The organism is Hymenobacter sp. UYAg731, assembly GCF_054061335.1.
Window position 1 is genome coordinate 377646 of record NZ_JBSSEC010000004.1, and the last position, 26261, is coordinate 403906.

Genomic DNA, 26261 nt, shown 5'->3' on the forward strand with positions numbered 1-26261 from the left:
AGTGGGCTCGCTGCTCGGGCTTTGCTTTAGAGCCCATCTCAAAAACCCGAAGCCGGCGAATGTGGCATTCCGTCGCTTTCTTTGTTGCCCGTTTTTCAAAACTTTACGCAGCCGCTGCCGCTCCCCTTTTCCGCCCCACCCTATGGAAGCTCCCAACCCCGAATTCATGCGCGAAGCCATTCGCCTGTCCATCGACCAGATGAAGGCCGGCTACGGCGGCCCCTTCGGCGCGGTGGTGGTGAAGGACGGTAAAATCATTGCCCGCGGCTTCAACCAGGTCACCACCACCCACGACCCCACTTGCCACGCCGAGGTCGATGCCATCCGCAAAGCCTGCAAAGAGCTCGGCACCTTTCAGCTCGATGGCTGCGACCTCTACACTAGCTGCGAGCCCTGCCCCATGTGCCTGGGGGCCATCTATTGGGCGCGGCCGGCCCGCGTGTTCTACGGCAACACTAAGGCCGATGCGGCGGCGATTGGCTTCGACGACCAGTTCATCTACGAAGAGCTGGACCGCCCCATGGAAAGCCGTAAATTGCCGATGACGCAGCTGCTGCGCGACGAGGCGCTGGCGGGGTTTAAAGCCTGGACGGAACTGGAAGGCAAGACCGAGTATTAAGGTAAATCGCCTGTCATCCTGAGCGCAGCGAAGGGCCTTCTCACGCCAGAACAATTTGCAGTAATCAAAAGGCGCAAACGTAAGAAGGTCCTTCGCTGCGCTCAGGATGACAGGCGAACGCCAGACGGACCAAGAATCAACTATTATGATTGAATTTCTCCTCAACGACCAGCCCATTCGCACCAGCGAGGCCCCGGCCAGCGCCCTGCTCGATTTCGTGCGCTACCACGAGCAGCTGAAGGGCACCAAAATCGGCTGCCGCGAGGGCGACTGCGGGGCCTGCACCGTGCTGGTGGGCGAGCTGGCGGCCGATGGCCAGACCGTGAATTACCAGAGCATGACCAGCTGCCTCACGCCGCTGGGCAACGCCCACGGCAAGCACATCGTGACGGTGGAAGGCATCAACGCGGCTGGCAGCCAGCTCACGCCCGTTCAACAGGCCATTGTGGACGAGGGCGGCTCGCAGTGCGGCTTCTGCACGGTGGGCTTCGTGATGTCGCTGACGGGCCACAGCCTGAGCAGCACGCCGCCCACTGAGAAAAGCACCATTGCAGCGATTGATGGAAACATTTGCCGCTGCACCGGATATAAGTCGTTGGAACGCGCCGCCGCCAAACTCACCGCCGAATTGGAAAGCCGGCCGACTGAAAACGCCCTGGCCTGGCTCAGTGAAAAGCAGTTCGTACCCGGCTACTTTGCCGTTATTCCGGCGCAGCTTGCGAAACTGCGGGCCGATGAAGCGAAGGCAACTGAAGCCTCTTCAGCGGCGGCAGCAGCTTCTGTTACGCCTCACGCCAACGGCGGCAGCGCTGTTTCGACCTCGCCTAACGGACACGCTCAAAACCAGAACGACCACGGCCACAAAGCCAACAATCAGCCGTTTACGCATGCCCTGCTGGGCGGCGGCACCGATTTGCTGGTGCAGCGTCTCGAAGAGTTGCGCGAACAGCCGGGCGTGCGCCTGATTTTCGACCAGCCCGGCCGGCGCGGCATCCGCCACGAAACCACCGGGCGCGTGGTGCTGGGCGCGGCCACCACGGCCAGCCACTTGCTCGAATCGGACCTCATGCGCGGCCTGTTACCCCGCCTGCCGCAGTACCTGAAACTGGTGAGCAGCACGCCCATCCGCAACATGGGCACGGTGGCCGGCAATTTCATCAACGGCTCGCCGATTGGGGATTTGACCATCATGTTCCTGGCCCTAGGCGCGTCTATAACGCTACTCGATGCCGCCGGCAGCACCCGCGAACTGGCCCTGCCCGACCTATACCTAGGCTACAAAAAGCTGGCGAAAGCAGCCGACGAGCAGGTAACAGAAATTAGCTTCCCCGCCCCGCTGGCCGGCGACTTTTTCCACTTCGAAAAGGTATCCAAGCGCACCCACCTCGACATTGCCAGCGTGAATTCCGCCGCTTGGCTGCGGGTCGAAAACGGCGTTATTCAGACGGCCCGCATCTCGGCGGGCGGCGTGGGGCCGGTGCCGCTGCTGCTGGCCCGCACCAGCAAGTTTTTGGTTGGCCGCGAGCTCACTGCCGAAACCCTGACCGCCGCCAACGCCGTGATGCAGGAAGAAATCAGCCCGATTTCCGACGTGCGCGGCACCGCCGACTACAAGCGCCTGCTGCTGCGCCAGCTGCTGTGGGCGCATTTCCTGGAGTTTGCGCCGGGATTAGAAGTAGAAATCTGATTTTCAGTTGCTGCCAATGCCGACAGACTTTCCATCCATCGTTTGTACCGAGGATACCCTTTGGGGCTCTCCTAGAATTGATGGCAGACGGCTGGCTGTTGGGGATGTAATGAGCACGTTGAAGTACGGAGGCCTTCATGAGGCACTGATTGATTTTGAGTTGTCTCGCTCAGAAGTTAGTCAAGCACTGCAATACTGTTCTACGCTACAATGCAAAACCAACGCGCTTAAAGTTTTCTGTCACAATTGCTCTTTGAGACGCCAGCAGGAAGGGCCGCTTGATACTTCAGATTTAGAGGAAGTAAAAGGTGAAAACACTGTTCAAGTAAGAGGCCCTAATTTTATCTTTTTCGGGTCAGTGGAGGAATTACTTGATGATTGGAAAGGACAAGATTGGTGGACAATTGCCGCTGATTTGTTAATTGATTTAAGAGCAGAATTATTTGGTTTGCAAGACCAAAATTGAGCATATGAACCACCTCGACCCCAACCGCCACGTGCGCGGCGAATCGCAGTACCTCGACGACGTGCCCGTGCAGCAGGGCACCCTGTACGCGGTAGTGTTTGAAAGCCCGCTGGCCCACGGCGTGCTCAAAAGCCTCGATTTCAGCGCCGCGCTGACGGCGCCCGGCGTGGCCCGCGTACTCACGGCGGCCGACATTCCCGGCATCAACCAGATTGGCGGCATCGTGGCCGATGAGCCGCTGCTGGCCGAGGGGCACGTGCATTTTCGGGGGCAGCCGGTGGCGCTGGTGCTGGCCCGCACCGAGGCGCAGGCCCACGCTGCCCTCAAGCTCGTCAAGGTCGAAATCGACCCGCTGCCCATCATCACGGACCCACGCGTGGCGGCCGCGCAGGGCGAGCTGATTGTCCCGCCGCGCACCTTTAAAATCGGTGATTCGGCGGCGGCTTGGGCAGAATGCGCGCATGTGTTTGAGGGCGTGGCCGAGAGCGGCGGGCAAGAGCATCTGTACATCGAAACGCAGGGCGCGTATGCCTTTCCCACGGAGATGGGCGGCGTACGAATGATTTCGTCCACGCAGGGGCCGACGGCCGTACAGCGCCACACGGCCCACGTCCTGGGACTGGGCATGCACCAGGTAGAAGTGGACGTAACGCGCCTTGGGGGCGGTTTTGGCGGCAAGGAGGACCAGGCCACGCCCTGGGGCGCTCTGGCTGCGCTGGGTGCTTTCGTAACCAAAAAGCCGGTGAAGCTGGTGCTCGACCGCATGGCCGACATGCGTATGACCGGCAAGCGCCACCCCTACTCCTCCGATTTCAAAATCGGCTTCGATAAGGACCTGAAAATCGTGGCCTACGAAGTCACCTTCTACCAAAATGCCGGCGCGGCGGCCGACCTCTCGCCGGCCGTGATGGAGCGCACGCTCTTCCACGCCACCAACGCCTACTTCGTGCCCAACGTGACGGCCACGGCCTTTTCGTGCCGGACAAACCTGCCGCCCAACACGGCCTTCCGGGGCTTCGGCGGGCCGCAGGGCATGTTCGTGATAGAGTCGGCCCTGGCCAAGGCGGCCGAGGCGCTGGGCATGCCGGCCTTTGAGATTCAGCGCAAAAACCTGCTGCGCGAGGGCGACATGTTCTCGTACCGGCAGCCGGCCGAGATGTGCCACGCCGAGCAGGCCTGGGACACGGCCGCCCGCGAGTTCGACCTGGCCGGCATGCGGGCCGAAGTCGCGCAGTTCAACCAAACCAATAAACTGAAAAAGAAGGGTTTCGCGGTGATGCCGATTTGCTTCGGCATCTCGTTCACCAAAACGCCCATGAACCAGACGCGGGCGCTGGTGCATATCTACTCCGACGGCTCGGTGGGCATCAGCACGGGCGCGGTGGAAATGGGCCAGGGCGTGAACACGAAAATCGCGCAGGTGGCGGCCCGCACGCTGGGCATTTCGATTTCACGCATCAAAATCGAAACCACCAACACCACCCGCGTCGCCAACACCTCCCCCAGCGCCGCCAGCGCCACCGCCGACCTCAACGGCAAGGCCACCGAAATGGCCTGCACGGCATTGCGTGAGCGCCTGCTGCGCCACGCCGAAACCGAGTACACGCTCAACTACGAGGGCCTCGAAATTCACAACGAGGAAGTGCTGGCCGCCGGCGTGCCCGCCGAAACCAACTGGGAAAAGCTGGTGTCCTCGGCCTTCTGGAAGCGCGTGGCCCTCACCGAAAACGCCCACTACGCCACGCCCGACCTGCATTTCGACCCCAACCTGAACCAGGGCCACCCCTTCGCCTACCACGTCTACGGCACGGCCCTGACCACCGTGACGGTGGACTGCCTGCGCGGCACCTACACCGTGGACGCCCTGCAGATTGCCCACGATTTCGGCCAGAGCTTCAACGAAGTCATCGACCGGGGCCAGATTGAGGGCGGCGCGGTGCAGGGCATCGGCTGGATGACCATGGAAGAAGTGGCCTACAACGCCGAGGGCCGCCTGCTCAGCAACTCGCTCAACAGCTACAAAATCCCCGACATCTACGCCGCCCCCCGGGTGCTCGACGTGCATTTCCTCGACACGCCGGGCCACCCCAAGGCCATCCTGCGCTCCAAGGCCGTGGGCGAGCCGCCGCTCATGTACGGCATCGGCACCTACTTCGCCCTGCGCGACGCGGTACGGGCATTTCAGGGCCACACGGCCCTCCCCTTCTCCGCCCCGCTGACGCCGGAAAAGGTACTGGTGAGCTTGTACCCGGCGTTTGTGGGGGCGGGGGAAACGACTTCGGTGGCGCGGAGTTAGCGCAGTGCAGGTTGTGTCGCACGACAGTAGGCTCAAGGTATTCCTTAGCGAATTTGAGAATCTGCTTGCGCTGCTTAAATGACACGTTTATACGTTAAATTAATACCACTTGTTAGAAGCATCGAGACATGAAATCGTATAGAAACCAGATTAGCAAATTCAATAAATATAATCCAGCATCTCTATTCTTCGAATTCGGATTGTCACCAGATGAAATTAAGTCATCTATAAAAGAGCTTTTACATCCATTTTTCATAAACACTATTAATCTAGAACAAAACTTAATCCCTAATCTGTACAATACATGGATGTCTTTCTTGACATTACAGAGAGACAAGCCTGAATTGACAAGATTCATTAACGCCATTTTAGAAATTTACAATCAAGCAAAGGCAACGAACAAAGACGCCACATTTGAAGCTATTGTTTTATGGCTTCCAGATATTAATGATGGCATTTCCAGGTATTGGAGTTTATACAATAGCGAAAAAAGCAAAGACAAGCTTTGTTTAGAAGATTATCTAGAGGAACATCTAAGAATAATTGGTCAAACTATTGAGGGAATATCAAAGCCTTTTATAAAGCTATTACTACATCTTCATAAAATTAGAAAGCAAAAAGCTGTTGACAGTGACACAATAAGAACTCTTGACTTAGGAATTGCTATAGACGAGTTAATAAATTCAGCGGGCTTAGGGGATTTGTTAATCATTGGAAGCAAACAAATACGCCTAAACCAATGGAGAAACATAGCTTATCATCACAACTCAAAAGTAATAAACAACACTATTGTTTGCTGGTACAAAAAGGGCGGAATAAATCAGGAATTCATTGTTAGCAAAAGCGAATTAGCCGAAGTAACAAGAAGCATATTTCCTATATTCAAGTTACTTAGAATTTCTGAAACCATTTTTTCTATTGATAACATTACAGAGATTAGGTCAACAATTAATAAACATGGAGATAAGCACTTAGAAGCACGGAATGAGTCGCAGCTATTGGATTTCCATTCGGCTATAGCTTCACAAGGTTTTAGGGTTCTCAGTGTTGTGACGACCAAATCGAAAGCAACACTAAAAATAGAAGATATGATTGAGTACAGTCGTTATCTTGAAAGAGGCATTCATTCTTCACAGTTTCTCTATAATTTATGGCTTTTTTCTGATTCAGAAAACTTGTCTGTTGAATATCATATATTCGGTGGAGACAAATTTTTAGTATCAGAAATATCTTCCTCAGATTTTGTTACGTTTGACAATCAAACTGAATTAGTCGATTTGCTTATTAAGTGCGACTTCTCATTTCTTGAAACAAAATTCAGCCAAGATACAAATCCATTTTTGACTGATGACTTGTTAAACAACAAGAATTCAAACAATATTCGATTCAAATCTCAACAAGGGAAAACCATTAGTACAAAGGAATTTGTCAGGCAATTTACTCTTACTGTATTCAACAACTATCTAGTATTCATATCTTAAGGGTTTGAAAGCAAGGATATAAGCATAAGCATTGGGAAAGATGGCTCGCTAGCTATTGCTAGCAATAAAGCTGGTAAAGCAGTTTTCCATTCACCTGCGATAATTACAGATGAATTATTGCAATCTATAATCATGAATAAGTTAAAATCGGTCATCGAACTTTATCACAATAATCAATTGCATATTGATTTGGTCGAAGAAGCAAAATTCAGTAATAAGTTTTTATTTAAAAAGCAACTCATTAAAGAGCAAGTAAAAAACAGATAGAGAATTTGACTACATAGATTATTTTGAATAATTTATGCGGCAGAAACGAAAAGAGGCTGAAGCTCCCGTAGCTTCAGCCTCTTTCTGTTTCTGCCGCAGCTCAGGGCTTTGGGGAAGGAGTTGGGCAGCTCTGCGCTACTCCGCCTTGCTCACAAACGTCTGCTTCGCCCGGATATCCGTCGAGGAGCTGCCCACTAGCACTTCGAATTCGCCGGGCTCGACTACCCAGTTCATGTTGCGGTCGAGCAGGGCCAAATCGTCGGGACGGAGGGTGAAGTGGATGGTTTTCTTCTCGCCGGGGGCAAGGCTCACGCGCTCGAAGCCGCGCAGCTGGCTGTCGTAGGTGATGACGGTGCTGAGCTTGTCGCGCAGGTAGAGCTGGACTACTTCGTCGCCTTTTACCGGGCCGGTGTTGGCCACGTCCACCGCAATTTCGATGGGGGCTTTGGGGGCGGCTTCGCGGGGCGTTATCTGGAGGTTGGAATAGGCGAAGGTGGTGTAGCTCAGGCCGAAGCCGAAGGGATAGAGGGGGCCGTTGGTGGCGGTTTTGCCGCCGCCGTTGGGGTCGCCGCCGATGGGCTGGTCGGCCTGGGAGGCGGGCTTGAAGGGGAAGTTGAACTCAATCTGGCCGGTGCTTTTGGGGAAGGTCATGGTGAGCTTGCCGCCGGGGTTGTAGTCGCCAAACAGCGCCTCGGCGATGGCCGTGCCGCCCGACGGCCCCGGAAACCACGCCTCCAGAATGGCCGGCACCTGGCGCGCCGCCCAGTTGATGGTGAGCGGCTGGCCGTTAATGAGCACTAGCACCACGGGCTTGCCGGTGGCGTGCAGGGCCTCCAGCAGCTGTTGCTGGCGGCCGGGCAAATCGAGCGAGGTGCGCGAGAGGCTTTCGCCCACGGTTTTGTCGTCCTCGCCCAGCACGGCCACGATGACGTCGGCGGCCTGGGCTTTGGCCACGGCTTCGGCGATGCCCTGCTGCTCGGGGGCGCTCAGGGGCGTGGGCACCAGCTCGGTATCGGGCCAGCCGGGGCATACCACGTCGCAGCCCTTGGCGTACTGCACCGTGAGGCCGGGGCCGGCGGCGGCTTTCAGGCCCGCCAGCACGGTGGTGACGGGGTTGTTCGAGGGGCCGTAGCGGCTGATGGCGGGGTCGGGATTATCGGCCAGCGGGCCCACTACGAGCAGGTTTTTGAGCTGGCTTTTTTGCAGGGGCAGGCGGGCGTTTTCGTTTTTCAGCAGGACGAGTGACTCGCGGTTGGCTTGCAGGGCGAAGGCTTCATCGGCGTGCGTGTGCATGGTTTTGTCGGCCTGTTTGGGGTCGGGCAGGTAGGGCTGGTCGAAGAGGCCGAGGCGGAATTTCACGCTTAGCACCTGGCGCACCCGCTCATCGACGGTGGCCTGGGCCAGGCGGCCGGTTTTCACCAGCTCGCGCACGTTGTTGATGTAGGTGGCGGGGGTGTAGAAGTTGGTCCACACGTTCAGGCCGGCCTCCACGGCCTGGCGCGTGCCGTCCAGGAAATCGGGCGCGACGTGGTGCTTTTCGGAGATGAATTCCACCGCCCGGCTATCGGACACCACGTAGCCATCGAAGCCATATTGCTGGCGCAGCAGCTCCGTGAGGAAGTAGTGGCTGCCAGTGATGGGCACGCCGTCCCAGTCGTTGTAGCTGCTCATCACGCCCAGCGGGTGGGCCTCCTGAATGACGCGCCGGAACGGATAGAGGAACAGCTGGTGCAGCTCGCGGGGCGCGACGTGCGGGTCGGTGCGGGCGTTGCCGTCGCGCCCGCCCTTGGGCACGCTGTACACGGCGAAGTGCTTGAGCGTGGCGGCTACGCCCTGGCCCTGCACGCCGAGGACCATCTGCTTGCCCAGCTCCGCGATGAGGAAGGGGTCTTCGCCGTAGCACTCCACCACGCGGCCCCAGCGCGGGTCGCGGGCAACGTCCAGAATGGGCACGTACACGTTGGTGTAGCCCAGAGCTTTGGCCTCGCGGCCCACGGTTTCGCCGGCGCGGCGCACGAGAGCCTTATCCCAGGTGCTGCCGATGCCGATGGGGGCCGGCAAGGGCGTGGCGCGGTCGTGGTTCAGCCCGTGGATGCCCTCGTTGGTGAAATCGACGGGGATGCCCAGCCGCGTTTCCTCCACAAACCAGCGCTGCACGTTGTTGATGCCCACGGCGTGCCGGCTGAAGGGGAAGGTGTATTTGCTGGCGGCCTTGGGCGTGTTGCGCACGCCGTTCAGCTCCTCATCGATGTTGGCGATGCCGTCCTTCCAGACTTCGGTTTTCCAGCCGGGCGTGGGCATTTCGTCCTTCAGCACCCGCCCGAAACCGTAGAGGGTGGCCAGCTGGCAGGTTTTTTCGTTCAGATTCATCTGGGCCAGCAGGTCGTCCACGCGCTTGTCCAGCGGCTGGGTCACGTCCTCGTACACGTCGCGCCGGCCGTTCTTGTTGAAGTCGACCCAGCCTTTGTGGTAGAGGGTTTTCTGGGCTTGTAAAGGCCCTGTTGCTAAGCAAAGCAAGGGTAGCAAAAGATGCTTCAGATTCATTGGGGGCAAATAGTTACTTAAGCAGTGCTCCGTGGTGGGAAGGTACAGGAACCAAATATTGTGTGTTGCCCAGGCAACTGTGCATGAGCCAAGGTGAGATGGTATTCGGAAGGTTAAATCTCCGTAAACATCCATGCATTAATTACTTTAACCTAAATATTTTTACGTAAACGTTTGCAGGATTTTTCCGCATTTTTTAATGCAAACTCGTGATACATTATTTACACCCAACTAATTGATAGACAATTTATTATTATCAGAAGCAATGCGCTTTAAATTCCAAATACAAAGTTGAGATTGGCCGCAGCAAATGCCGCAACGCTGAGCTGTTGGTTCCCCCGCCCTACCAGGCAAGAAAGCTGGTCAGCTAGTGAATGTTTTCCAATACATTAGCGGCCTCTGGTAGCCATAGCGGGCGTTTCCCTGCCCCAAGTCTCTCGCTCAAGGGCCGGCTCGTGACCAATAACTGCCACACAAAGCCGTTATGTGAATAACTAATTTGCCCACAATACCTTGGGCAATTGGCATTGGCTAGCCAATGCCTTTCTTACTCTACTTCTTGTCACTTTTCAGCAGCAGTATGCGGCATTTTAAACCAGTTTTGTGGGCTTTTATGCTAACGCTCGGAGGCTTCCAGGCGCGGGCCCAATCGGCGGTGGGCATTTTCACCGGCAGCCAGGACATCGGCACGGGAGTGAAAGCGGGCGCGGCCACCTACCTGCCCAGCACCCAACAATACGTGCTGTCGGGTGCGGGCCGAAATATCTGGGCCAAGCAAGACGAGTTTCACTATGCCTACCAGAAGATAAAAGGCGACTTCCTGCTCTATGCCCGGGCCGAATTTGTGGGCCGCAACGGCGTGGAAGCCCACCGCAAACTTGGCTGGATGGTGCGCCAGAAACTGGAGTCCAATTCGCCACATGTGAGCGCCGCCGAGCATGGCGACGGACTCACATCGATGCAATTCCGCAAAACGGCGGGCGGCGCGACGGAAGAAGTAAAGTCAAAAATCACTTTCGCCACCATCCTGCAGCTCGAACGCAAGGGCAACACCTACACCATGCGGGTGGCACCGTACGGCCAGCCCTTCGCCACGGAGCAAACCACCCTCGACCTGGGCGACGAAGTGTACGTGGGCCTGTTCGTGGGCTCGCACAACGCCGACGTAGCCGAAACGGCCGTTTTCCGGGACGTCCGCATCAGCACGCCGGCTCCCGATGGCCTCGTGCCCTACCAGCAATACCTCGGCAGCCGGGTGGAGTTGCTGGACATTGCCACCGGCAACCGCGAAGTGGTATTCACCTCGCCCAAATCGTTGCAGGCACCAAACTGGCAACGCGACGGCAAAAGCCTGATTTACAACAGCGACGGCTTGATGTACCAGCTGAACTTGGCCTCGCGCCAAGCGGTGGTAATTCCAACCGGCGAGGTCACGAACAACAACAACGACCATGTGCTTTCCTTCGACGGCAAAATGCTGGGGCTGAGCAGCGGCGTGCAGAAATTGGGCGGTTCCATCGTGTATACGGTGCCGGCGGCCGGCGGCACCCCCAAGCAGGTTACGCCCATTGGGCCCTCCTACCTGCACGGCTGGTCGCCCGATGGCCAACAGCTGATTTTCACCGGGCAGCGCAACAAGGAGTTCGACCTGTACCGCGTGCCCGCAAAGGGCGGCAAGGAGGTGCGCCTGACCACCGCCATCGGCCTCGACGACGGCGCCGAATACACGCCTGATGGGCAGTACATCTACTTCAACTCCAACCGAACGGGCACCATGCAGATTTGGCGCATGAAAGCCGATGGCAGCCAGCAGCAAGCCGTAACCACCGGCGACTTCCAGGACTGGTTTCCGCACGTGTCGCCCGATGGCAAATGGATTGCCTTCCTCTCGTTTATGAAAGAGGAAGTGCCCGCCAGCGAGCACCCGTTTTACAAGCACGTGTACCTGCGGCTGATGCCCCTGGCGGGCGGCGAGCCCAAGGTAATTGCCTACGTGTACGGCGGCCAGGGCACCATGAATACGCCGTCATGGTCGCCCGACAGCAAGCGTATTGCTTTCGTGAGCAACAGCGCCGATGCCAAGTAGAGCGCCTGGGCTCGGCCTCGCTCACCAACACTACTGGCCGCTGTGTCCTTTGGCCTGAACAAAACAAAAGGGGCCGCCAGGCATGCTGGGGGCCCCTTGTTGCTGCAAATGGCTGGAACGCCACTACCAATTTTTGGAAGTGAGGCTACGCTACTTGCTTCCGCCGGCCTTCCAAGATGCGGAAGAACGAGCGGGTCTGCACCTCTTCCAGCGTGAGGCCGGTGGCGAGGATTTCCTCTTCCGAAATCGCACCGCAGTTTAGCGCTTTCAGGAAGAAGTTGAGCAGGCCCTGGCCGGTGGCGGCATCGTCGAAAATGTCGCCCGTGAGGGTGGAAATGGCAGCGCGCTCCACGAAGGTTTTCAGTCGAAAAACCGCGTCATCGTAGCTGCTGAGGAAGAAATTGTAGGTGGCGGCGTAGCGCATCGGCAACTGCGCGGGGTTCAGGTCCCAGCCTTGGTAGAAGCCGTTGATGAGCGAGTGGGTGCTGTGGTGGTAGGCCTGGCGCCACGCATTATGCACCGACTCGCGGTTTTCGCGCAGCTGGGCAAACGTGAGGTTGTCGCCGCGGTGCGGGCCGATGGGCATCACGTTGGTGGCGCCATCGGATAGGAAGATGCCGGTGCCGCCGAGCGCTACTTTGGTCATATGGTGGGCAAAGTCATTCACGGGGTGGCCCATGGTCTGATACTTGGCCGTGATGCCGCAGCTGGCCGTGTAGTCGTAGGTGCCAAAGTGGGCCGCGATGCAGCGCCCCTCGCTGGCCCGAATGATGCGCATGAGCGGGTTGCGCCCCTCCTCGTCCATGATGATTTGCGTGGCCTCCACCATCGTCTCCATTTTGAGGGTGCCGGGAGCCAGGCCGTTGGCCTTTTCCAGCAGTTCAAACAGGCGCACCATCGTCGTCATCTGTTCCGGGATGGTCACTTTGGGCAGCATCACCACGAAGTTATCGGGCAATTTGCCGCCGGTTTCGGCCAGCAGCGCGGTCAGGAAAATGTCGAGCGTGCGCACACCGCGCTGTTTCAAATCCTCGGTAAAGGGCTTGATGCGGATGCCAATAAATGGCGACAGCGTCCCCTGCTGCATGCCTTTGGCCACTTCCTTGGCGGCGCGCACGGCGGTTTCGTCCTCTTCGGCATCGGGCCGGTTGCCGAAGCCGTCTTCGAAATCGACGCGGAAGTCTTCCACGGCCTCGCGCTTCAGCTTCGCCACGATTTTGTTGTACACCGAGTAGGCCAGCCAAGCGGGCTCCTGCTTGCGGTCCTCGGGGCTCATCGCATCGAGCCGGGCGGTGAGGGCGGCCACATCGGCCTCCAGGTGCGGCAGGAACTCGTGGTTTTTAAGTTGCAGCACGCGGGCCAGTTCCACGAAATTGGGGGCATAGGTGAGCAGGTTGTTGAGGGCTATTTCGCCCATCTTCACACAGGTATCGGCCTTGAAGAGGTTGGCCCCACCGTACACGGTGTGTACGGGCTGGCGCTCGGGCCGGTCGCCGGGGTAAGTGTGCTGGAACTTGATGTTAGCCTCGCCGAGCTGGTCGAGCAGGGCGGCTTTGTCGGATTCGGGTAGGCTGAGTTTCATGTGGGAATTATGATGTAGCGCGAAGCTCCAGCTTCGCGTATTGTTGAACGGTAATCGTTGTAATGGCACGACCGGAACGCGAAGCTGGAGCTTCGCGCTACATCGTTCAGGAACCCCGGTAGGTGGAATACCCAAACGGGTTCAGCAGCAACGGCACGTGGTAATGCGCGTTCTCAGCCACATTAAAAACGATTTCCACGAAGGGGTAGAAATTCACCGTACCATCCTGCGCGAAATATTCTTCCGTGTAGAATTTCATTTTATAGACGCCCAATTCCACCTGTTTTTCTTTCGGCAATAAATCGGGAATGCGGCCGTCGGCGTTGGTTTTGCCACGCGCTATTTCCTGCCAATTATCCTCTACTTGTTGCAGCAGCGCGATGACGACATTAGCGGCCGGCTTGCCCTTGGTGGTATCGAGAATGTGGGTGGTAATCTGGCTCATGCGGCAAGGAGTTTTTCGAGGCGGAGGCGGGTGATTTTATTCTGTTCGCCGGCAGCAATTAAGATTTCATCTTCCGGCTTATTCGACAGCCGGGCTTGCAATAAAGTCAGCATTTCATCGGCCGATTTCCCAGTGGCGCACACGATGAAGATGTAGCCGAATTTGCGCTCGTAGTCCTCGTTGCCCGTTGCCAGCGCCTCTAACGTTTCCTGCGAAGCTTCTTTTACCGAAGCCTGCTCGCCCTCGGCCCAGGTGCTGGTGCTGGCGAATTTAGCGTGTAGTGCTTCCACGTCGCCCCCAATTTTGGGGTGGTGGGTGAAGGCTTCGCGCCAGTCGGCTTCGCTCAATTTATTCCACGCGGTATTGGCCTCGTCCATCAGCGTTTCGTCATCGGACACGGGGAAGGCGGCGAGTATATTTTCCACCCACGTGGTCGAGCCGCAGCACTTTTGCAGCGCTTCGGCGAGGGCAGGCTTGGGGAGGCTATTTAATTCGTCAATGGCCATCTGGAAGCATTTAAGGAGCGTCATGCTGAGCTTGCCGAAGCATGACGCTCTGGTTTGAATGGACGTACTAGCGCGCCGTCGGAAACCGGTTCACGTTCTTGTAATAAATATAAACCGACGGCTCCTGGCCCATGGCCGTGGCCCACTGCTGGCAATACGGGGCCATCCAGATAGCATCGCCCTTTTTCACCGGGTACCAGCACTGGTCGAGCATGTAGATGGCCTGGCCTTCGAGGTACAGCAGGCCGTGCTCCATGATGTGGGTTTCCACCATGGGCAGGTTGCCGCCGATGCCGTAGGTGAAGATGTTGACGGCCATGTCAAAGCCCGGCACGTTCGGCAGCAGCTCCTGAATGCGCAGGGCCTCGTCGTTCATGTACACGGGCGCTTTGCTGTAGTCGCGCTCGCCCCAATGGATGCCCGGCGTGGCGTGGCCCGCCAGCGGCTCGTATACTTTATGGAAAGTCAAAAGCTGCGTGCCAGCTTCGGGCTGGCCAAATTCGTAGCCCTGGCCGACGGGCACATATACGTACTCACCCACTTTCAACCGGCGGGTTTCGCCGCCCACGGTGGCCCTGCAACCGCCCTGCACCACGTAGAAGAATATCTGCGAAGCCTCGGTTTCTCCCTTGATATTTCCGGTTTCGGTGAGGGTGACGAGCGTCTGGCAGAGGTGCGCGCCCATCTGCTCGTTGATGATGACGTTGGTGGTGCAGCCGGTCCAGCCGGGCACGTTGCTGTTGATGTAGCCGTCGGGGGCAATAATGGCGTGGTTGCGCTTTACAACCGAGCGCGTCAGGGCGGACATTTCCATATTAGCTGGTGGGATTTTGGGTGCGAAGAAGGGTCATAAACTGGTCGGCCACGGCAATGGCGGCGGCCAAATCGGACAGCTCTACATCCTCCAAAGGGTTGTGGCTGATGCCTTTGTAGCAGCGGATAAATAGCATGGTGGCCGGAGCCACGAACGAAACGGGTACGGCATCGTGGCCGGCCCCGCTCACCAGCGAAATGGTTTCGTGGCCGGTTTCGGCAATGGCCTGGGCCAGCAAGGTGTTCAGGCCCGCATCGCAGGCAACGGGTGCCGTGGCCTGAATCAGGTTCCAATCGAGGCTGATGCCGCGGTAGCGGGCAATGGATTCGGCTTGGGCGCGCAGCTCGGCGTAGGCCGGAGCGAGCCGGGCGGCATCGGGGTGGCGCAGGTCGAGGCTGCACGTTACCTCGCCGGGAATAACGTTGCTGGCCGCGTGGCTCACCTGGAGCTTGCCCACCGTGGCCACCAGCCCGCTCAGGGTATGCGCCAGCCCAAACTGCTCGGTGGCCAGCACAAAATCGGCGGCGGCGCAGAGGGCATCGTAGCGCATGGTCATGGGCACGGTGCCGGCGTGGCCGGCCATGCCCCGGAAGGTCAGTTCCACGCGCTGCTGGCCGGCAATGGCCGTCACCAGCGCCACCGGCACGTTCCGCTCCCAGAGCACCGGCCCCTGCTCGATGTGCATCTCGAAGTAGCCCAGCCACTCGGCGGCCAGAATGGCATCCAGCGGGAGCTGCGCGGCATCGCCGCCCATGGCCACCAGGGCCTGGTCCAAGGAGATACCGGCTTCGTCGCAGCGGCCCAGCAGGGCGTGGTCGAAGGCCCCGGTCACCACTTTGCTGCCCAGGTAAGTGGTATGGAAGCGCACGCCTTCCTCGTCGCTGAAGGCAATCAGCTCGATGTGAAACGGCAATTCGGCGTTCTGCGCAATCAGGTTTTCGAGCAAATCGAGCCCCATAAGCACACCCAGCGGGCCGTCGAACTTGCCGGCGTTCACCACCGTATCGATGTGCGAGGCCAGCACGAAGGTTTTGGCGTCGAGGTTGGGGCTTTCAAGGCGGGCGCGCAGGTTGCCGATGCCATCCACGCGGGTGGGCAGGCCGGCGGCTTCCAGCCAGCTTTGCACTAGGGCGCGGCCCTCCAGAAAGGCGGGCGTGCCGAAGGTGCGCGTCACGCCGTCCGCGTCTTCGCTGATGGCCGCCAGCGCGTGAATGCGCTGCATGATGCGCTCGGCGCGGGTGGTGTATTCGTGCTGCATTCCGCTACCGGGTTAAAAATTCGCCGTGGTTGAGGTGAGTGAAATCGGGGCGCTGAAAAACCTGTTCGCCCTTGAGAAAAGTTAATTCCACCACGCCCGCCAATTCCTGGCAAATGTAAGGCGACACTTTGTGTTTGTGCAGAATCATTTCCGGCTGCACCACAAAGGTCTTTTCGGGGTCAAAAACGATTAAATCGGCATCAAAGCCGGGCGTAATCCGGCCTTTCCGCTGGCTTTGGCCGGCCAGCTTTGCTGGGTTGGTGCTCAGCCATCTGGCGATGTCCGACAAGCTGGCCCCACGCCGGCGGGCGGCGGTCCAGAGCACCGGCAGGGCAAATTGCAGCGAGGCGATGCCGCCCCAGGCGGTGGTAAAATCGCCGCTGTCGAGTTGCTTGAGGTCGGGTGGCGCGGGCGAGTGGTCGGTGGCTACGAAGTCAATGATGCCGGCCTGCAACGCGGCCCACAGCTGGTCGTTGTTGGCCCGTTCGCGGATGGGCGGGGCACACTTGAACTGCGTCTGGCCATCGGCAATGTCCTCGGCGTTGAAATAGAGGTAGTGCTGGCCGGTTTCCACGGTCAGCGGCAGGCCCTTCGCCTTGGCGGCCGCGATGGGCGCAATGGAATCGGCCGACGACAAATGCACGATGTGAACCGGGCAATCAAACTCCTCGCACAGGCGAATCATCATTGCCACCGCGTCATCTTCCCACTTTTTGGGACGCGAGGCCAGATAGTTCGGGTACGAGCGGTGGTCGTTTTTTTTCCAGTCGTCGTTGTCTTCCGATAACTCGCAATGCATCAGCAGCGGCAGCCGGTGCCGCGCCAGAATGGGCATCACCCGCCGCAAATCGCCCTCCATGGCATTCGGGAAATCATCAATGCCGGAGTGGGTGAGAAAGGCCTTGAAACCCAGCACGCCGGCCGCAATCAACGGCTCGATTTCGGCCGCGTTGCCCGGCACCACGCCGCCCCAGAAACCCACGTTGGTGTGCAGCTGGCCTTTGGTAGCGGCCTTTTTCAATTCCAGGTTGGCTACCGAAGTGGTAACGGGCGCGGAGTTCAGCGGCATGTCCACCAGGCTGGTGAGGCCGCCGGCCAGCGCGGCGCGGGTGGCTGTGTCGAAGCCCTCCCAGTCGGTGCGGCCGGGCTCGTTGATGTGGACGTGCGGGTCAATCACGCCGGGCAGGATGGCGCGGGAGCCGACATCGACCAATGTTGCGCCGGCCACGTCGGCATCGTGGGGCAGCACGGCGCTGATGCGGCCGTTTTCGAGGAGGAGGATGGCGGCGCGCTCGCCCTCGGGCGTGATAACGCGCTGGCTGCGCAAAGCAAGAATTGACATGATAGCGGAATTTGGCGCTAAATTGGGGGCTTTTTCCCGGTTTAATTAATTGGTGGGTTTTAGATTGGTCAACTCAATATAAAACGCCAAATGAGCCTGACGTTCTGTTTTTCACTCACTACCCTCCCACCCTATCCCCATTCTACCCAAAATCTTCCCATTACCCGCTTGCCCTATGCTTCAATACATTACCCTGCTTTCCCTGATACTGGCATTTTTGCTGCTGCTGGGCGTTATTTTCGCCTTGCAGCGGGTGGCCAAAACACGGCCCGGCGGTGGCGTGGTGGGCGAGGGCGGCTCCACGCTGGCCGGTTATTCCTACGCGCTTATTTTGCTGGCCGTCATTGCGGCGGTGGGCATTGGCTACGTGCTGGCCCGCGACTCGCCGTGGTCCGGCCACATCCTGGAGTGGCTCAACATTGTGGTGCGCCTCATGCACATCACCTTCGGCATCGCCTGGATTGGGGCTTCGTTCTACTTCGTGTTCCTCGAAAATGCCCTCAACCGCACCGAGAACGTGCGCGAGGAGTTGGCCGGCAACCTCTGGGCCGTACACGGTGGCGGTTTTTATTATCTGGAGAAGTATAAGTCGGCCCCCAAAGTCATTCCCAAAAGCCTGCACTGGTTCAAGTACGAGGCGTATTTCACCTGGCTGTCGGGGTTCAGCCTGCTGTTTGTGGTGTATTATTTCAACGCCAGCTCCATGCTGATTGACCCGCGCGTGCTGGACATTTCGCCGCTGGCGGGCGTGGGCATTGGCGTGGGCTCTTTTGTGGCGGGCTGGCTGATTTACGACGGGCTGTGCCGCACGGCGCTGGTACGCAGCAAGTGGTTCATGGTCATTGGGTTTATCATCGCCACGGGGTTTGCGTTTTTCTACGCGCAGGTGTTCAGCGCCCGGGCGGCCTACATCCATTTCGGGGCCATGCTGGGCACGCTGATGGTGGGCAACGTGTTTTTTACCATCATCCCGGCCCAAAAGGCCATGGTGAAGGCCGCCACCGAAGGCACGCCGCTTGACCCACAGCTGGGCAAAAATGCCCTGGCCCGCTCGCTGCACAACAATTACTTCACGCTGCCCGTGCTGTTTGTGATGGTGAGCAACCACTTTCCCAGCACGTTTGGGCACTCCTATCCGTGGGCCATTCTGGCGGCCATCACGCTGGGCACGGCCGGCGTGAAGCACTGGCTGAACCTGCGCGAAAAGCATCAGACCGACACAGCCGTGTGGGTGCTGCCCGCCGCCGTGGCCCTGCTGCTGGCCGTGGTATTCGTGACGGCCCCGCCCGCGCAGTCAGGCAGCGCGGCCGGCGGCAGCGCCTGCACCCAACAAGTGACCATGAGCCAGGTGAATATGATTGTGCAGAAGCGCTGCATTCAGTGCCACTCTTCGCACCCGACGGACGACGTGTTCAAGTCGCCGCCCAACGGCGTGGTCTATGACACGCCGGAGGACATTATCCGTCTGAAAGACAAAATCATGCAGCGCGTGGTGGTAACGAAAACGATGCCCCAGAACAATAAAACCCAGATTACGCAGGAAGAGCGCGACCTCATCGGGTGCTGGATTTCACAAGGGGCGTTGAATAAATAACATGCCCGCCTCCCCCCGCGACCTGCCCGTTTGGACCCTGGCGGCCACCAGCCTGCGGGCCGGCACGCCCGTGGCCCTGCTGTGCGTGTTGCGCAGCACGGGTAGCAGCCCCGGCCGCCAGGGCTTCAAGATGGCCGTGACGGCCGATGCCGTGGCCGGCTCCATCGGCGGGGGCATTATGGAGCACAAGTTTGTGGAGCTGGCCCGCCAACGCCTGCGCGAGGGCGACACCACGCCCCTGCTGCGGCCCCAGATTCATCGGCGGGAGGCCCCGGCCGACCGCTCCGGCATGATGTGCTCGGGCGAGCAGGACGTGCTGCTCTGGCCGCTGACGGCGGCTGATTTAGCGGCCGTGGCGACCATTGAAAATGCTTTGCAACGGCTCAGGGGCGGCTTTTTGGAATTGAGCCCGGCTGCCGGGCTACAGTTCCTTCCACCCGCAGCGGTAGCGGCAACCGGATTGGCCGGCTTCTACGATTACCAGCCGGGCGCGGCGTGGCGCTACCGCGAGCAGCTGGGCTTCCGCGACCAGCTCACCATCGTGGGCGGCGGGCATGTGAGCCTGGCGCTTTCCAACGTAGCGGCCGCCCTCGATTTTGAGCTGACCGTGCTGGACGACCGCCCCAACCTGCCCACCCTCGAAAGCAACCACGCGGCGCACCACCGCCGCGTCATCGACTACGAGAAGCTGCCTGCCGAAATCCTCCCCGGCCCGCACCAATACGTGGTGGTGATGACTGTAGGCTACCGCACCGATGCTGTAGCGCTGCGCCACTTGCTGAGCCACCCTTCCGGGCAGGGCCCCTACCGCTACCTGGGCGTGATGGGCAGTGTGGCCAAGGTGGCCGAGCTGCGCCGGGGCCTGCGGGAAGAAGGTTTTTCGGAAACCGAGATTGCGCGGCTGCGCGGCCCCATCGGGCTGCCCATCCAAAGCCAGACGCCGGAAGAAATTGCCATCAGCATCGCGGCCGAGCTGATTCAGGTGCGGCGGGGCGCTGCGCTTAATGAGGAATTTTGGCCCTGACGGCTAACTATTCATTCCTCATTAAGCGCAGCGTAACTACCGTTCCGTGTCGCTGGCCTCGTTGTTGGGCACGGTGCCGTTGGCAAACTCCTCGGTGAAGATGCGGTAGCGGTCCAGGATGGAGCGCACGGAACGGCGAAGCACGACTTCGCCCATGGGACCTTCGGGCACGGTCACGCCCGAGGCGTAGCCGTTCCAGACGGCGCGGTTGGTTTTCACGTCGATGAGCGTGACCAGGAGCGTGCCTTCGGCCAGCAGCAGGCGGATGGGCTCATAGCCCTGGCGTTCTTCCTTGGGCGTGTCGTCGGTTTCCTCGATGTTACGCTTAATCCACTGGCTGAGGTCTTCCTGCTGGAAGCCGTGGAATTTCATGTCGCCCTGGTACACCCGGAAATTTACCAGCATATCGGGCCGGCGCTTGGCGAGGCGGTAGCCCTGGGCCAGGAAGCGCTGCTGAATGGCTTCGCGCACGGACTGGCCCAGGGTGCTGCTGTCGGAGGTGAGGCCGGTGCCGGTCACGAAATCGTAGGTCCGGTAGTGGCGGAAGTTGCCCCGGTAGCTATAATCCGAATCTACCCGGGCTTCGCGGGTGGTCATGCAGCCCGTCAGGGCCAGCACAGCGAGTACCAATAATGTAATAGTAGGCTTCATGTGTAAGGGAATTCTCGTGAGGCGATGGAACTACCAATTTACGAAACCTTAGGCACTTAGAGACTTAAGCCACATGAAAAATTTGTGAATATCCATCCCAAGCCCTACCAGCCCCCATTACAGTGGTAGGCCCCGCAGCCAATACCCGCCCGGCCGCCCGACCAAAGACTATTCGCGTAGGCCAACCGCCCCGAGCCGGCCCCTCCAGACGCTAGCCCGGGCAAATGGCTGAGGGGCGGATGTGCTGCCGGCTTTTGGCCAGCACCGGGCGCTTGGCCTTGCCCTTGGCCCCGCCGCCGCTGAAGCTGATGGTCCAGATGCTGTCGAAATCAGCATCGGGCCAATCCGACACGTTTTCGAGGCCCAGGTCCTTCGCAATATCCACAATACAGTTGTGCTCCCACACCACCAGCACGGTGCCCCGAAGCCGGCGCAGCTGCCGGGCAAAGGCCTTGGTATTTTCCACCATAAAGTCGCTGTTGATGGTGAGGTTGTGCTGCACGGCGTAGGGCATCACGGTTTGTAGCATCCGCACGCGGGTCGTGTCCTTGTCGTTGGTGCCGATGACGGGCACGAAGGTGAGGTTGGGCGGCGAGGGCATGAGCTCATTAAGCACGGCGGGCAGGGCCAGCGCCCGGTTGAGGCCGACGCAGGAAAGGTTGTCGCCCTCCTCCGGCTTTTCCCCGTGGCGGATGATGACGATGCGCAGCACGGGCGCGGGCGGCGCGGCTGGAGTTTTGGGGGTAAACGGGTGGAGCTTGGATATCAGGTACAGCCGGGCCTTATTGGAGGCGGTGAGTTTGGGCATGGTGGGGAGGGGAGAGAAGACCGGCCGGGCCGGTGGTCCGCAAGGTAGCGGGTAGGCAATGGTGGATAAAATACCGAACATCAGCCCCAGCGGGGCGACATATCGGTAGCAGGTTCAGCGCTCAGAGATGGCAAAGCCCCAGCGGGGCGACATTCGTTGCACGAGTGCCGCCCCGCTAGGGTTTGAAACAACATGCTCGGAACAGGTTTACTACCGATATGCCGCCCCGCTGGGGCTCTTTCCTACCGGTACCCAGCGGCTTGCAACGCGAACAACTCGGCGTAGCGCCCGGCCCGGGCCAGCAGCTCCTCGTGCGAGCCAATCTCCACGAACTGGCCGTTTTCGATGACCAGGATGCGGTCGGCCATGCGGACGGTGCTGAAGCGGTGGCTGATGAGGACGGCCGTTTTGCCCTGGGTGAGCTCCTTAAAGCGCTGGAAGACTTCGTACTCGGCGCGGGCATCGAGGGCAGCGGTGGGCTCGTCGAGGATGAGGAGCTGGGCGTCGCGCATGTAGGCGCGGCCGAGGGCGATTTTCTGCCACTCGCCGCCGCTCAGGTCCACGCCGCCGTTGAAGCGGCGGCCAATCATCTGGTCGTAGCCGCCAGGCAGCTTGGCGATGACGGTATCGGCGAGGCTCTGGTGGGCGGCGGTTTCGATGCGGGGTTGGTTCCGGCGCTCCTCGATGCGGCCCACGGCCAGGTTCTGGCCGGCGGGGAGCTGGAAACGCACAAAATCCTGGAAGATGACGCCGATTTCCTGACGCAGTTCGGCGGGGTCGTACTCGCGCAGGTCGTGGCCGTCGAGCAGGATGCGACCCTCGGTAGGGTCGTAGAGGCGGGCCAGCAGCTTGACGAGGGTGGTTTTGCCGGCTCCGTTTTCGCCCACCAAAGCCAGCTTTTCGCCAGCTTGCAGCACGAAGCTGAGATTACGAATGGCCCATTTTGTACCATTCTTGTACTGGAACCCGACGTTTTCAAACTCAAAACCCTGCTGAATGGGCCGGGGGAAGGCGCGGGCCGTTCCGCCGGTGGCGGGCTGGCGCACAATGCGCGGCCGCAACGCAAAGAACTCGAAGAAATCCTGCAGATACAAGGCCCCGTCGGCCACGGAGCTGAAGCGGCTGAGGATGCCTTCGAGCAGCCCTCGCAGCCGGGCGAAGGAGCCGGCCAGGAAGGTGAGCTGGCCCAGCGAAATCTGCCCGGCCACGGTGCGAGCGATGATGTAGACGTAGGCTCCGTAGTAGCCGGCCGCGCCGATGCCGGCGAAGAGGGCACCCCAGCCGGCGCGGCGCAGCACGAGGGATTTGTTCTGGCGGTAGAAGTCGTCGGACAGCTCGCGGAAGCGGTCGATGAGGAAGTTCGAGAGGCCGAAAATCTTCACTTCCTTGGCTGTTTCGTCGCTGGCCCCGGTCTGGCGCAGGTAGTCGAGCTCGCGGCGCTCGGGCGTCCAGGAGTGCGAGAGGGAGTAGCTGCGCTCGTTGAAGTGCGACTCGCCGAGGAAGGCGGGCACCACGGCCAGCAGCAGCAGCCCCAGCAGCCACGGCTGGAAGGCCACCAGCCCGCCGGCCAGCAGTACGAGCGTCACGGCATCCTGGCCCTGGGCCAGCACCTGGCTCATGAGCACGGTGCGGGAGAGGGTTTGGCGGCGGGCGCGTTCCAGCTTGTCGTAGAAGGTGCTGTCCTCGAACTGGTCGAGGTCGAGCTCGGCGGCGTGCTCCATGAGGCGGATGGACGACTGGTTGGCGAACAGGTCGCCGAGCAAGCTGTCGAGCAGGGCCACGCCGCGCCCCATCGCATCAGCCAGTAGCACGAGGCCGAACTCCAGCGCCACCAACGTGAGCACGGGCTTGAGCACCCGCTCGAGGGCGGGCAGCCGGGTGAGCTGCACCACGGCATCAATAATGAGCTTGCCCACATAGAGCGTGGCCAGCGGCAGAAAGGCCCGCACGAGGCGCAGGGCAATGTTGGCCAGCGCCAGGCTGGGACTGGTGTGCCAGATGAGCTTCAGAAACGCCGGCAAATGGCGCAGGGCCGATACCCGCTCGCGCACGCTCACGGCGGGCTTTTCGGGGCCGCGCGACCCGTTGGGATTCTTGGCGGAAATGGATTTCAGGAATTCAAACATGGCCCGGGCTGGGGCAAGGTTGGGGCCGGGTTTGGGGGGCGGCCGTTTTGGCAGGGGGAAGTCTAATCATAAATGGATTGAAAAAATCTACAAAGGCTTCCCTAAAATCGGCTAATCAACAATTAGATTGCACTTTGTTCTACTGTTAAAAATCCGATTTCAACTTCGGTATACTCGTTTTCATCAACAATTAATAAACACCCTTTTATGCCGGCTCCTTTTGAAGAACTTTTGGTTGACCATTCATACATATGCAATGCATTGGGTGAACTAATGAATAATTGGCACCAGCGGGAAGATACAGGTCCTTTATGGATGGAGTTACTCGAGCCGCTTGCTGCCCGAATTGGTTTTGCTTCTTCCTCTCTTGAGAATTTATTGTCGGGGACTGTACGAGGAGGACATACTAACACTCCAGTTACGTTTCCCGACCTTCCTTCTATATATACTCTTGCACGCACACAATTAGAAGCATATCTCACCTTTTTCTACCTATACATTGGTCCCCAAAGTGATGAAGAACGTGCGCTCAAATACAACATTTATGTAGCCGGAGGGCTCGCGTCGCGCCAGTCGTTGAAGGATGAATTTGAGCAGTTGTATTTGGAAACTCAAGATGAACGTCTTCCACTGTTGTTAACGCAGATTCAGCAAGAAGGCGATAGAATAGAGCGGTTGAGAACACAAATTGAAGGCAACCCACTATTCAATTCTATGTATGACGCTCAACAGAGACGCAATATCATGTCTACGACCCAGCCACGCACAAGAACTCAAGGCTGGATTGGTATTATCAAATCTTCTCCATTGTCTACCATTGGCTTTACTAATCGTTGGAGTTTATATTCTGCTCACGCTCATTCAGAATTTGTTAGCCTTCTTCAATTACGAGACTACATCTCAAACGTCGCTGAGCACGACAGCTATACTCGTCATATGGCTTTGAAAGGCTCCCTAATGGTTTTAAGCACTTTTATCGTTCAGTTTGTCCAATATCTGCGCTTAGAAACTTATTACGACACATTTCCCGAAGATTTGCGAAAAGCCATCGATTTTTGGAAGGAGTTCGCCAAGGGTGATTAGTTTCCCCAGAAGCCCTAGCCCCGCCAGCGGCTGGGGCTTCTTCGTGGCACGGCCCGGCGGGAGCGACAGCCTTTTGCTGGTCCCTGGCTGCTTCCCGGGGTTGTGGCGCGGCGGCAAAGGAGCGACATAGCAGTGCGGGCACGGGTTGCGGGCAGCGTGCTACTTTGGCCCGGTGCCAAACAGGAAACGTAGCGCGTCGTATTCCGCAATAAAGGGAACCGACATGTGGCTGTCGTTCGGGTAGTATTTTCCTCGATACTTCAACCCGTTTTGCTGGTTGTGTTCAAAATAGCCCTGCAATTTTAACACGCTCCGCATGTGCAGGGTAGCTGCGGTGGTGTCGGTGAGCACCCTCGCTACGCTCATGCCCTCGTCTGCCGTGTTGGCGATGCCCAGGTAGAGGGAGGTGCCGGGAAAACGCCGGGTTTCCAGCGCCCGTTTTGTTTCTTTCAACAGGGCTTGGTTGTCCCACCACATGCTGGGGTCAAGGCAGATGTAGGAATCAAACAACTGGGTATGGTACACAAAAACCTGCATTACGGCAAGCCCTCCAAGGGAGTGGCCGATGAGCATTTTGCGGGGTTGGGTGGGGTAATGGCGGTCGATGTACGGCATCAATTCCTGCTCGATAAACGCAATAAAAGCTTCGCCCCCTCCGCTGGTTTTGCTGGCCCCCGCTGGCCAAAACGGCGGGTCGGCGGTTACGTGGGTGGGGGTCAAATCCTTGCGCCGGTCCGGATGCAGCAGGCCGACCACAATCATTTCCGGACACAGCGCATTGTAGTTGGTGCTCAGGTATTGAATCATGCTGGTCGTGGCGGCAAACTGGGCGTCGGCATCGAAGAGGTAAACCACCGGGTACCGTTTGGCCGCCGCCGGGCCCGCCGCACCAGCGGGCACATGGACGTAAAATTTTCGGTTTTCTTTCAGTATCGTGGACCGCAGGCTGTCTAGGTGCCCCAGCACCGTTTGGTTGCCTGGCTGCGCCGCGCTGTGGAAGCAGACAAAAACGCACGAAAGGAAGAGAATGAACTGGTTCATGTGAGTAGCGGCGTCTGAGGTGTCAAAGGTCCGCCGCATCGATGGAAGTTTTTCGCTGCACCTCGTGTGACGATGAAACCAGTGCCTGGATAAGGTGGCGCGGTTAAAACGCCGCCCGGAAATAGGGCCACATGAAATACAGAGCTGCCCCTTGCAGCAGCGTCAGCCCCAGGGTAACGCCCCAGAAAGCGGCTTTGCGGTTTTTATGGTGCAGCAGTAACATTGCGGCCCACGCGCCGGGGGCCGCACCCGGCAGCGTGGCAAGGTGCAGCGTTTTTTCGGCAATGCGCCGCTGGCCCCGTTGGGCTTTGCGCTTGTCCAGGGCGAAGAGCAGGAAACACAGCAGATTGAAAAACAACAGGCAGCTCAGGAGAATGGTCATGGGGCGGGCGGCGGGCCTTGCGGCTTAGGCTGGGCGGGGTTTCGGCCGGGGTGGTTCCGGCATGGGTCTGAACCGGTTGGGCGGGTTCAAAAAGGGGCGAGGAATACGGGCTACTCGTGGTTTGGCCGACGAAGAGGACACCAGCGGGGCCGCAAGTTA

Annotated in this window: 21 protein-coding genes; 9 read left to right on the forward strand and 12 right to left on the reverse strand. The window is 58.9% G+C overall.

The genetic code is table 11. From position 1 onward, the window contains the following. Positions 1–142: 142 nt before the first annotated feature. The 5 genes from ACVWYF_RS13620 (at position 143) to ACVWYF_RS13640 (ending at position 6549) form a co-directional block, all read left to right on the forward strand. The gene (locus ACVWYF_RS13620) at positions 143–619 is read left to right on the forward strand and encodes a nucleoside deaminase (protein ID WP_457068855.1); all 477 of its coding nucleotides are present in this window, start codon (positions 143–145) and stop codon (positions 617–619) included. Positions 620–764: 145 nt separating this feature from the next. After that, positions 765–2306, forward strand: coding sequence for an FAD binding domain-containing protein (locus ACVWYF_RS13625; protein ID WP_457068857.1), 1542 nt, complete (start codon positions 765–767; stop codon positions 2304–2306). A gap of 16 nt (positions 2307–2322) precedes the next feature. After that, a complete protein-coding gene (locus ACVWYF_RS13630) occupies positions 2323–2772 on the forward strand; it encodes a DUF433 domain-containing protein (protein ID WP_457068859.1) in 450 nt (149 codons plus the stop codon). A 4-nt stretch (positions 2773–2776) separates the two neighbouring features. After that, complete coding sequence (locus tag ACVWYF_RS13635) at positions 2777–5068, forward strand: xanthine dehydrogenase molybdopterin binding subunit (RefSeq protein ID WP_457068861.1); 2292 nt, start codon at positions 2777–2779, stop codon at positions 5066–5068. A gap of 200 nt (positions 5069–5268) precedes the next feature. Next, the gene (locus tag ACVWYF_RS13640) at positions 5269–6549 is read left to right on the forward strand and encodes a hypothetical protein (protein ID WP_457068863.1); all 1281 of its coding nucleotides are present in this window, start codon (positions 5269–5271) and stop codon (positions 6547–6549) included. Between the two features lie 402 nt (positions 6550–6951). On the opposite strand, the gene ACVWYF_RS13645 is transcribed toward ACVWYF_RS13640, so the two are convergent. Further along, positions 6952–9333 (reverse strand): glycoside hydrolase family 3 N-terminal domain-containing protein, encoded by a 2382-nt coding sequence (locus ACVWYF_RS13645; protein WP_457068865.1) that lies wholly within the window; start codon positions 9331–9333, stop codon positions 6952–6954. Positions 9334–9973: 640 nt separating this feature from the next. On the opposite strand from ACVWYF_RS13645, the gene ACVWYF_RS13650 reads away from it, so the two are divergent. Next, positions 9974–11446 (forward strand): TolB family protein, encoded by a 1473-nt coding sequence (locus ACVWYF_RS13650; RefSeq protein WP_457068867.1) that lies wholly within the window; start codon positions 9974–9976, stop codon positions 11444–11446. Positions 11447–11591: 145 nt separating this feature from the next. Here ACVWYF_RS13650 and ACVWYF_RS13655 read toward each other — a convergent pair whose 3' ends face one another. The 6 genes from ACVWYF_RS13655 to allB all read right to left on the reverse strand — a co-directional run bounded on the left by ACVWYF_RS13655 (position 11592) and on the right by allB (position 17393). Next, positions 11592–13028, reverse strand: a complete 1437-nt coding sequence (locus ACVWYF_RS13655; protein WP_457068869.1) for a DUF6986 family protein — start codon at positions 13026–13028, stop codon at positions 11592–11594. Positions 13029–13134: 106 nt separating this feature from the next. Then, positions 13135–13473 carry a hydroxyisourate hydrolase gene (gene uraH, locus ACVWYF_RS13660; protein ID WP_457068871.1) on the reverse strand — a complete coding sequence of 113 codons (339 nt, stop codon included), beginning with the start codon at positions 13471–13473 and terminating at the stop codon, positions 13135–13137. Next, positions 13470–14003: a 2-oxo-4-hydroxy-4-carboxy-5-ureidoimidazoline decarboxylase gene (uraD, locus tag ACVWYF_RS13665; RefSeq protein ID WP_457068873.1), complete on the reverse strand. Its 534-nt coding sequence runs from the start codon at positions 14001–14003 to the stop codon at positions 13470–13472. The genes uraH and uraD overlap by 4 nt, the downstream gene beginning before the upstream one ends. 43 nt (positions 14004–14046) lie before the next feature. After that, positions 14047–14793 carry a (S)-ureidoglycine aminohydrolase gene (allE, locus tag ACVWYF_RS13670; protein ID WP_457068875.1) on the reverse strand — a complete coding sequence of 249 codons (747 nt, stop codon included), beginning with the start codon at positions 14791–14793 and terminating at the stop codon, positions 14047–14049. Between the two features lies 1 nt (position 14794). After that, complete coding sequence (locus tag ACVWYF_RS13675; RefSeq protein WP_457068876.1) at positions 14795–16051, reverse strand: hydantoinase/carbamoylase family amidase; 1257 nt, start codon at positions 16049–16051, stop codon at positions 14795–14797. 4 nt (positions 16052–16055) lie between these two features. Further along, a complete protein-coding gene (gene allB / locus ACVWYF_RS13680) occupies positions 16056–17393 on the reverse strand; it encodes an allantoinase AllB (protein WP_457068878.1) in 1338 nt (445 codons plus the stop codon). 175 nt (positions 17394–17568) lie between these two features. On the opposite strand from allB, the gene ACVWYF_RS13685 reads away from it, so the two are divergent. Together ACVWYF_RS13685 and ACVWYF_RS13690 are read left to right on the forward strand one after the other, a co-directional pair. Further along, the gene (locus tag ACVWYF_RS13685) at positions 17569–18987 is read left to right on the forward strand and encodes a urate hydroxylase PuuD (RefSeq protein ID WP_457068880.1); all 1419 of its coding nucleotides are present in this window, start codon (positions 17569–17571) and stop codon (positions 18985–18987) included. A gap of 1 nt (position 18988) precedes the next feature. Further along, a complete protein-coding gene (locus tag ACVWYF_RS13690) occupies positions 18989–20011 on the forward strand; it encodes an XdhC family protein (protein WP_457068882.1) in 1023 nt (340 codons plus the stop codon). A gap of 36 nt (positions 20012–20047) precedes the next feature. On the opposite strand, the gene ACVWYF_RS13695 is transcribed toward ACVWYF_RS13690, so the two are convergent. The 3 genes from ACVWYF_RS13695 to ACVWYF_RS13705 form a co-directional block, all read right to left on the reverse strand. After that, positions 20048–20662 carry a DUF4136 domain-containing protein gene (locus tag ACVWYF_RS13695; protein WP_457068884.1) on the reverse strand — a complete coding sequence of 205 codons (615 nt, stop codon included), beginning with the start codon at positions 20660–20662 and terminating at the stop codon, positions 20048–20050. A 211-nt stretch (positions 20663–20873) separates the two neighbouring features. Continuing rightward, positions 20874–21470 carry a histidine phosphatase family protein gene (locus ACVWYF_RS13700; protein ID WP_457068886.1) on the reverse strand — a complete coding sequence of 199 codons (597 nt, stop codon included), beginning with the start codon at positions 21468–21470 and terminating at the stop codon, positions 20874–20876. A gap of 242 nt (positions 21471–21712) precedes the next feature. Beyond that, positions 21713–23596: an ABC transporter ATP-binding protein gene (locus ACVWYF_RS13705; protein WP_457068888.1), complete on the reverse strand. Its 1884-nt coding sequence runs from the start codon at positions 23594–23596 to the stop codon at positions 21713–21715. Between the two features lie 207 nt (positions 23597–23803). Between ACVWYF_RS13705 and ACVWYF_RS13710 the strand changes: the two genes are divergently transcribed. Beyond that, positions 23804–24679 carry a hypothetical protein gene (locus ACVWYF_RS13710; protein ID WP_457068890.1) on the forward strand — a complete coding sequence of 292 codons (876 nt, stop codon included), beginning with the start codon at positions 23804–23806 and terminating at the stop codon, positions 24677–24679. A 159-nt stretch (positions 24680–24838) separates the two neighbouring features. Here ACVWYF_RS13710 and ACVWYF_RS13715 read toward each other — a convergent pair whose 3' ends face one another. Both ACVWYF_RS13715 and ACVWYF_RS13720 read right to left on the reverse strand, forming a co-directional pair. After that, positions 24839–25720: an alpha/beta hydrolase gene (locus tag ACVWYF_RS13715; RefSeq protein ID WP_457068892.1), complete on the reverse strand. Its 882-nt coding sequence runs from the start codon at positions 25718–25720 to the stop codon at positions 24839–24841. Positions 25721–25823: 103 nt separating this feature from the next. Further along, positions 25824–26102, reverse strand: a complete 279-nt coding sequence (locus tag ACVWYF_RS13720; protein WP_457068894.1) for a DUF1294 domain-containing protein — start codon at positions 26100–26102, stop codon at positions 25824–25826. Positions 26103–26261: the final 159 nt, after the last annotated feature.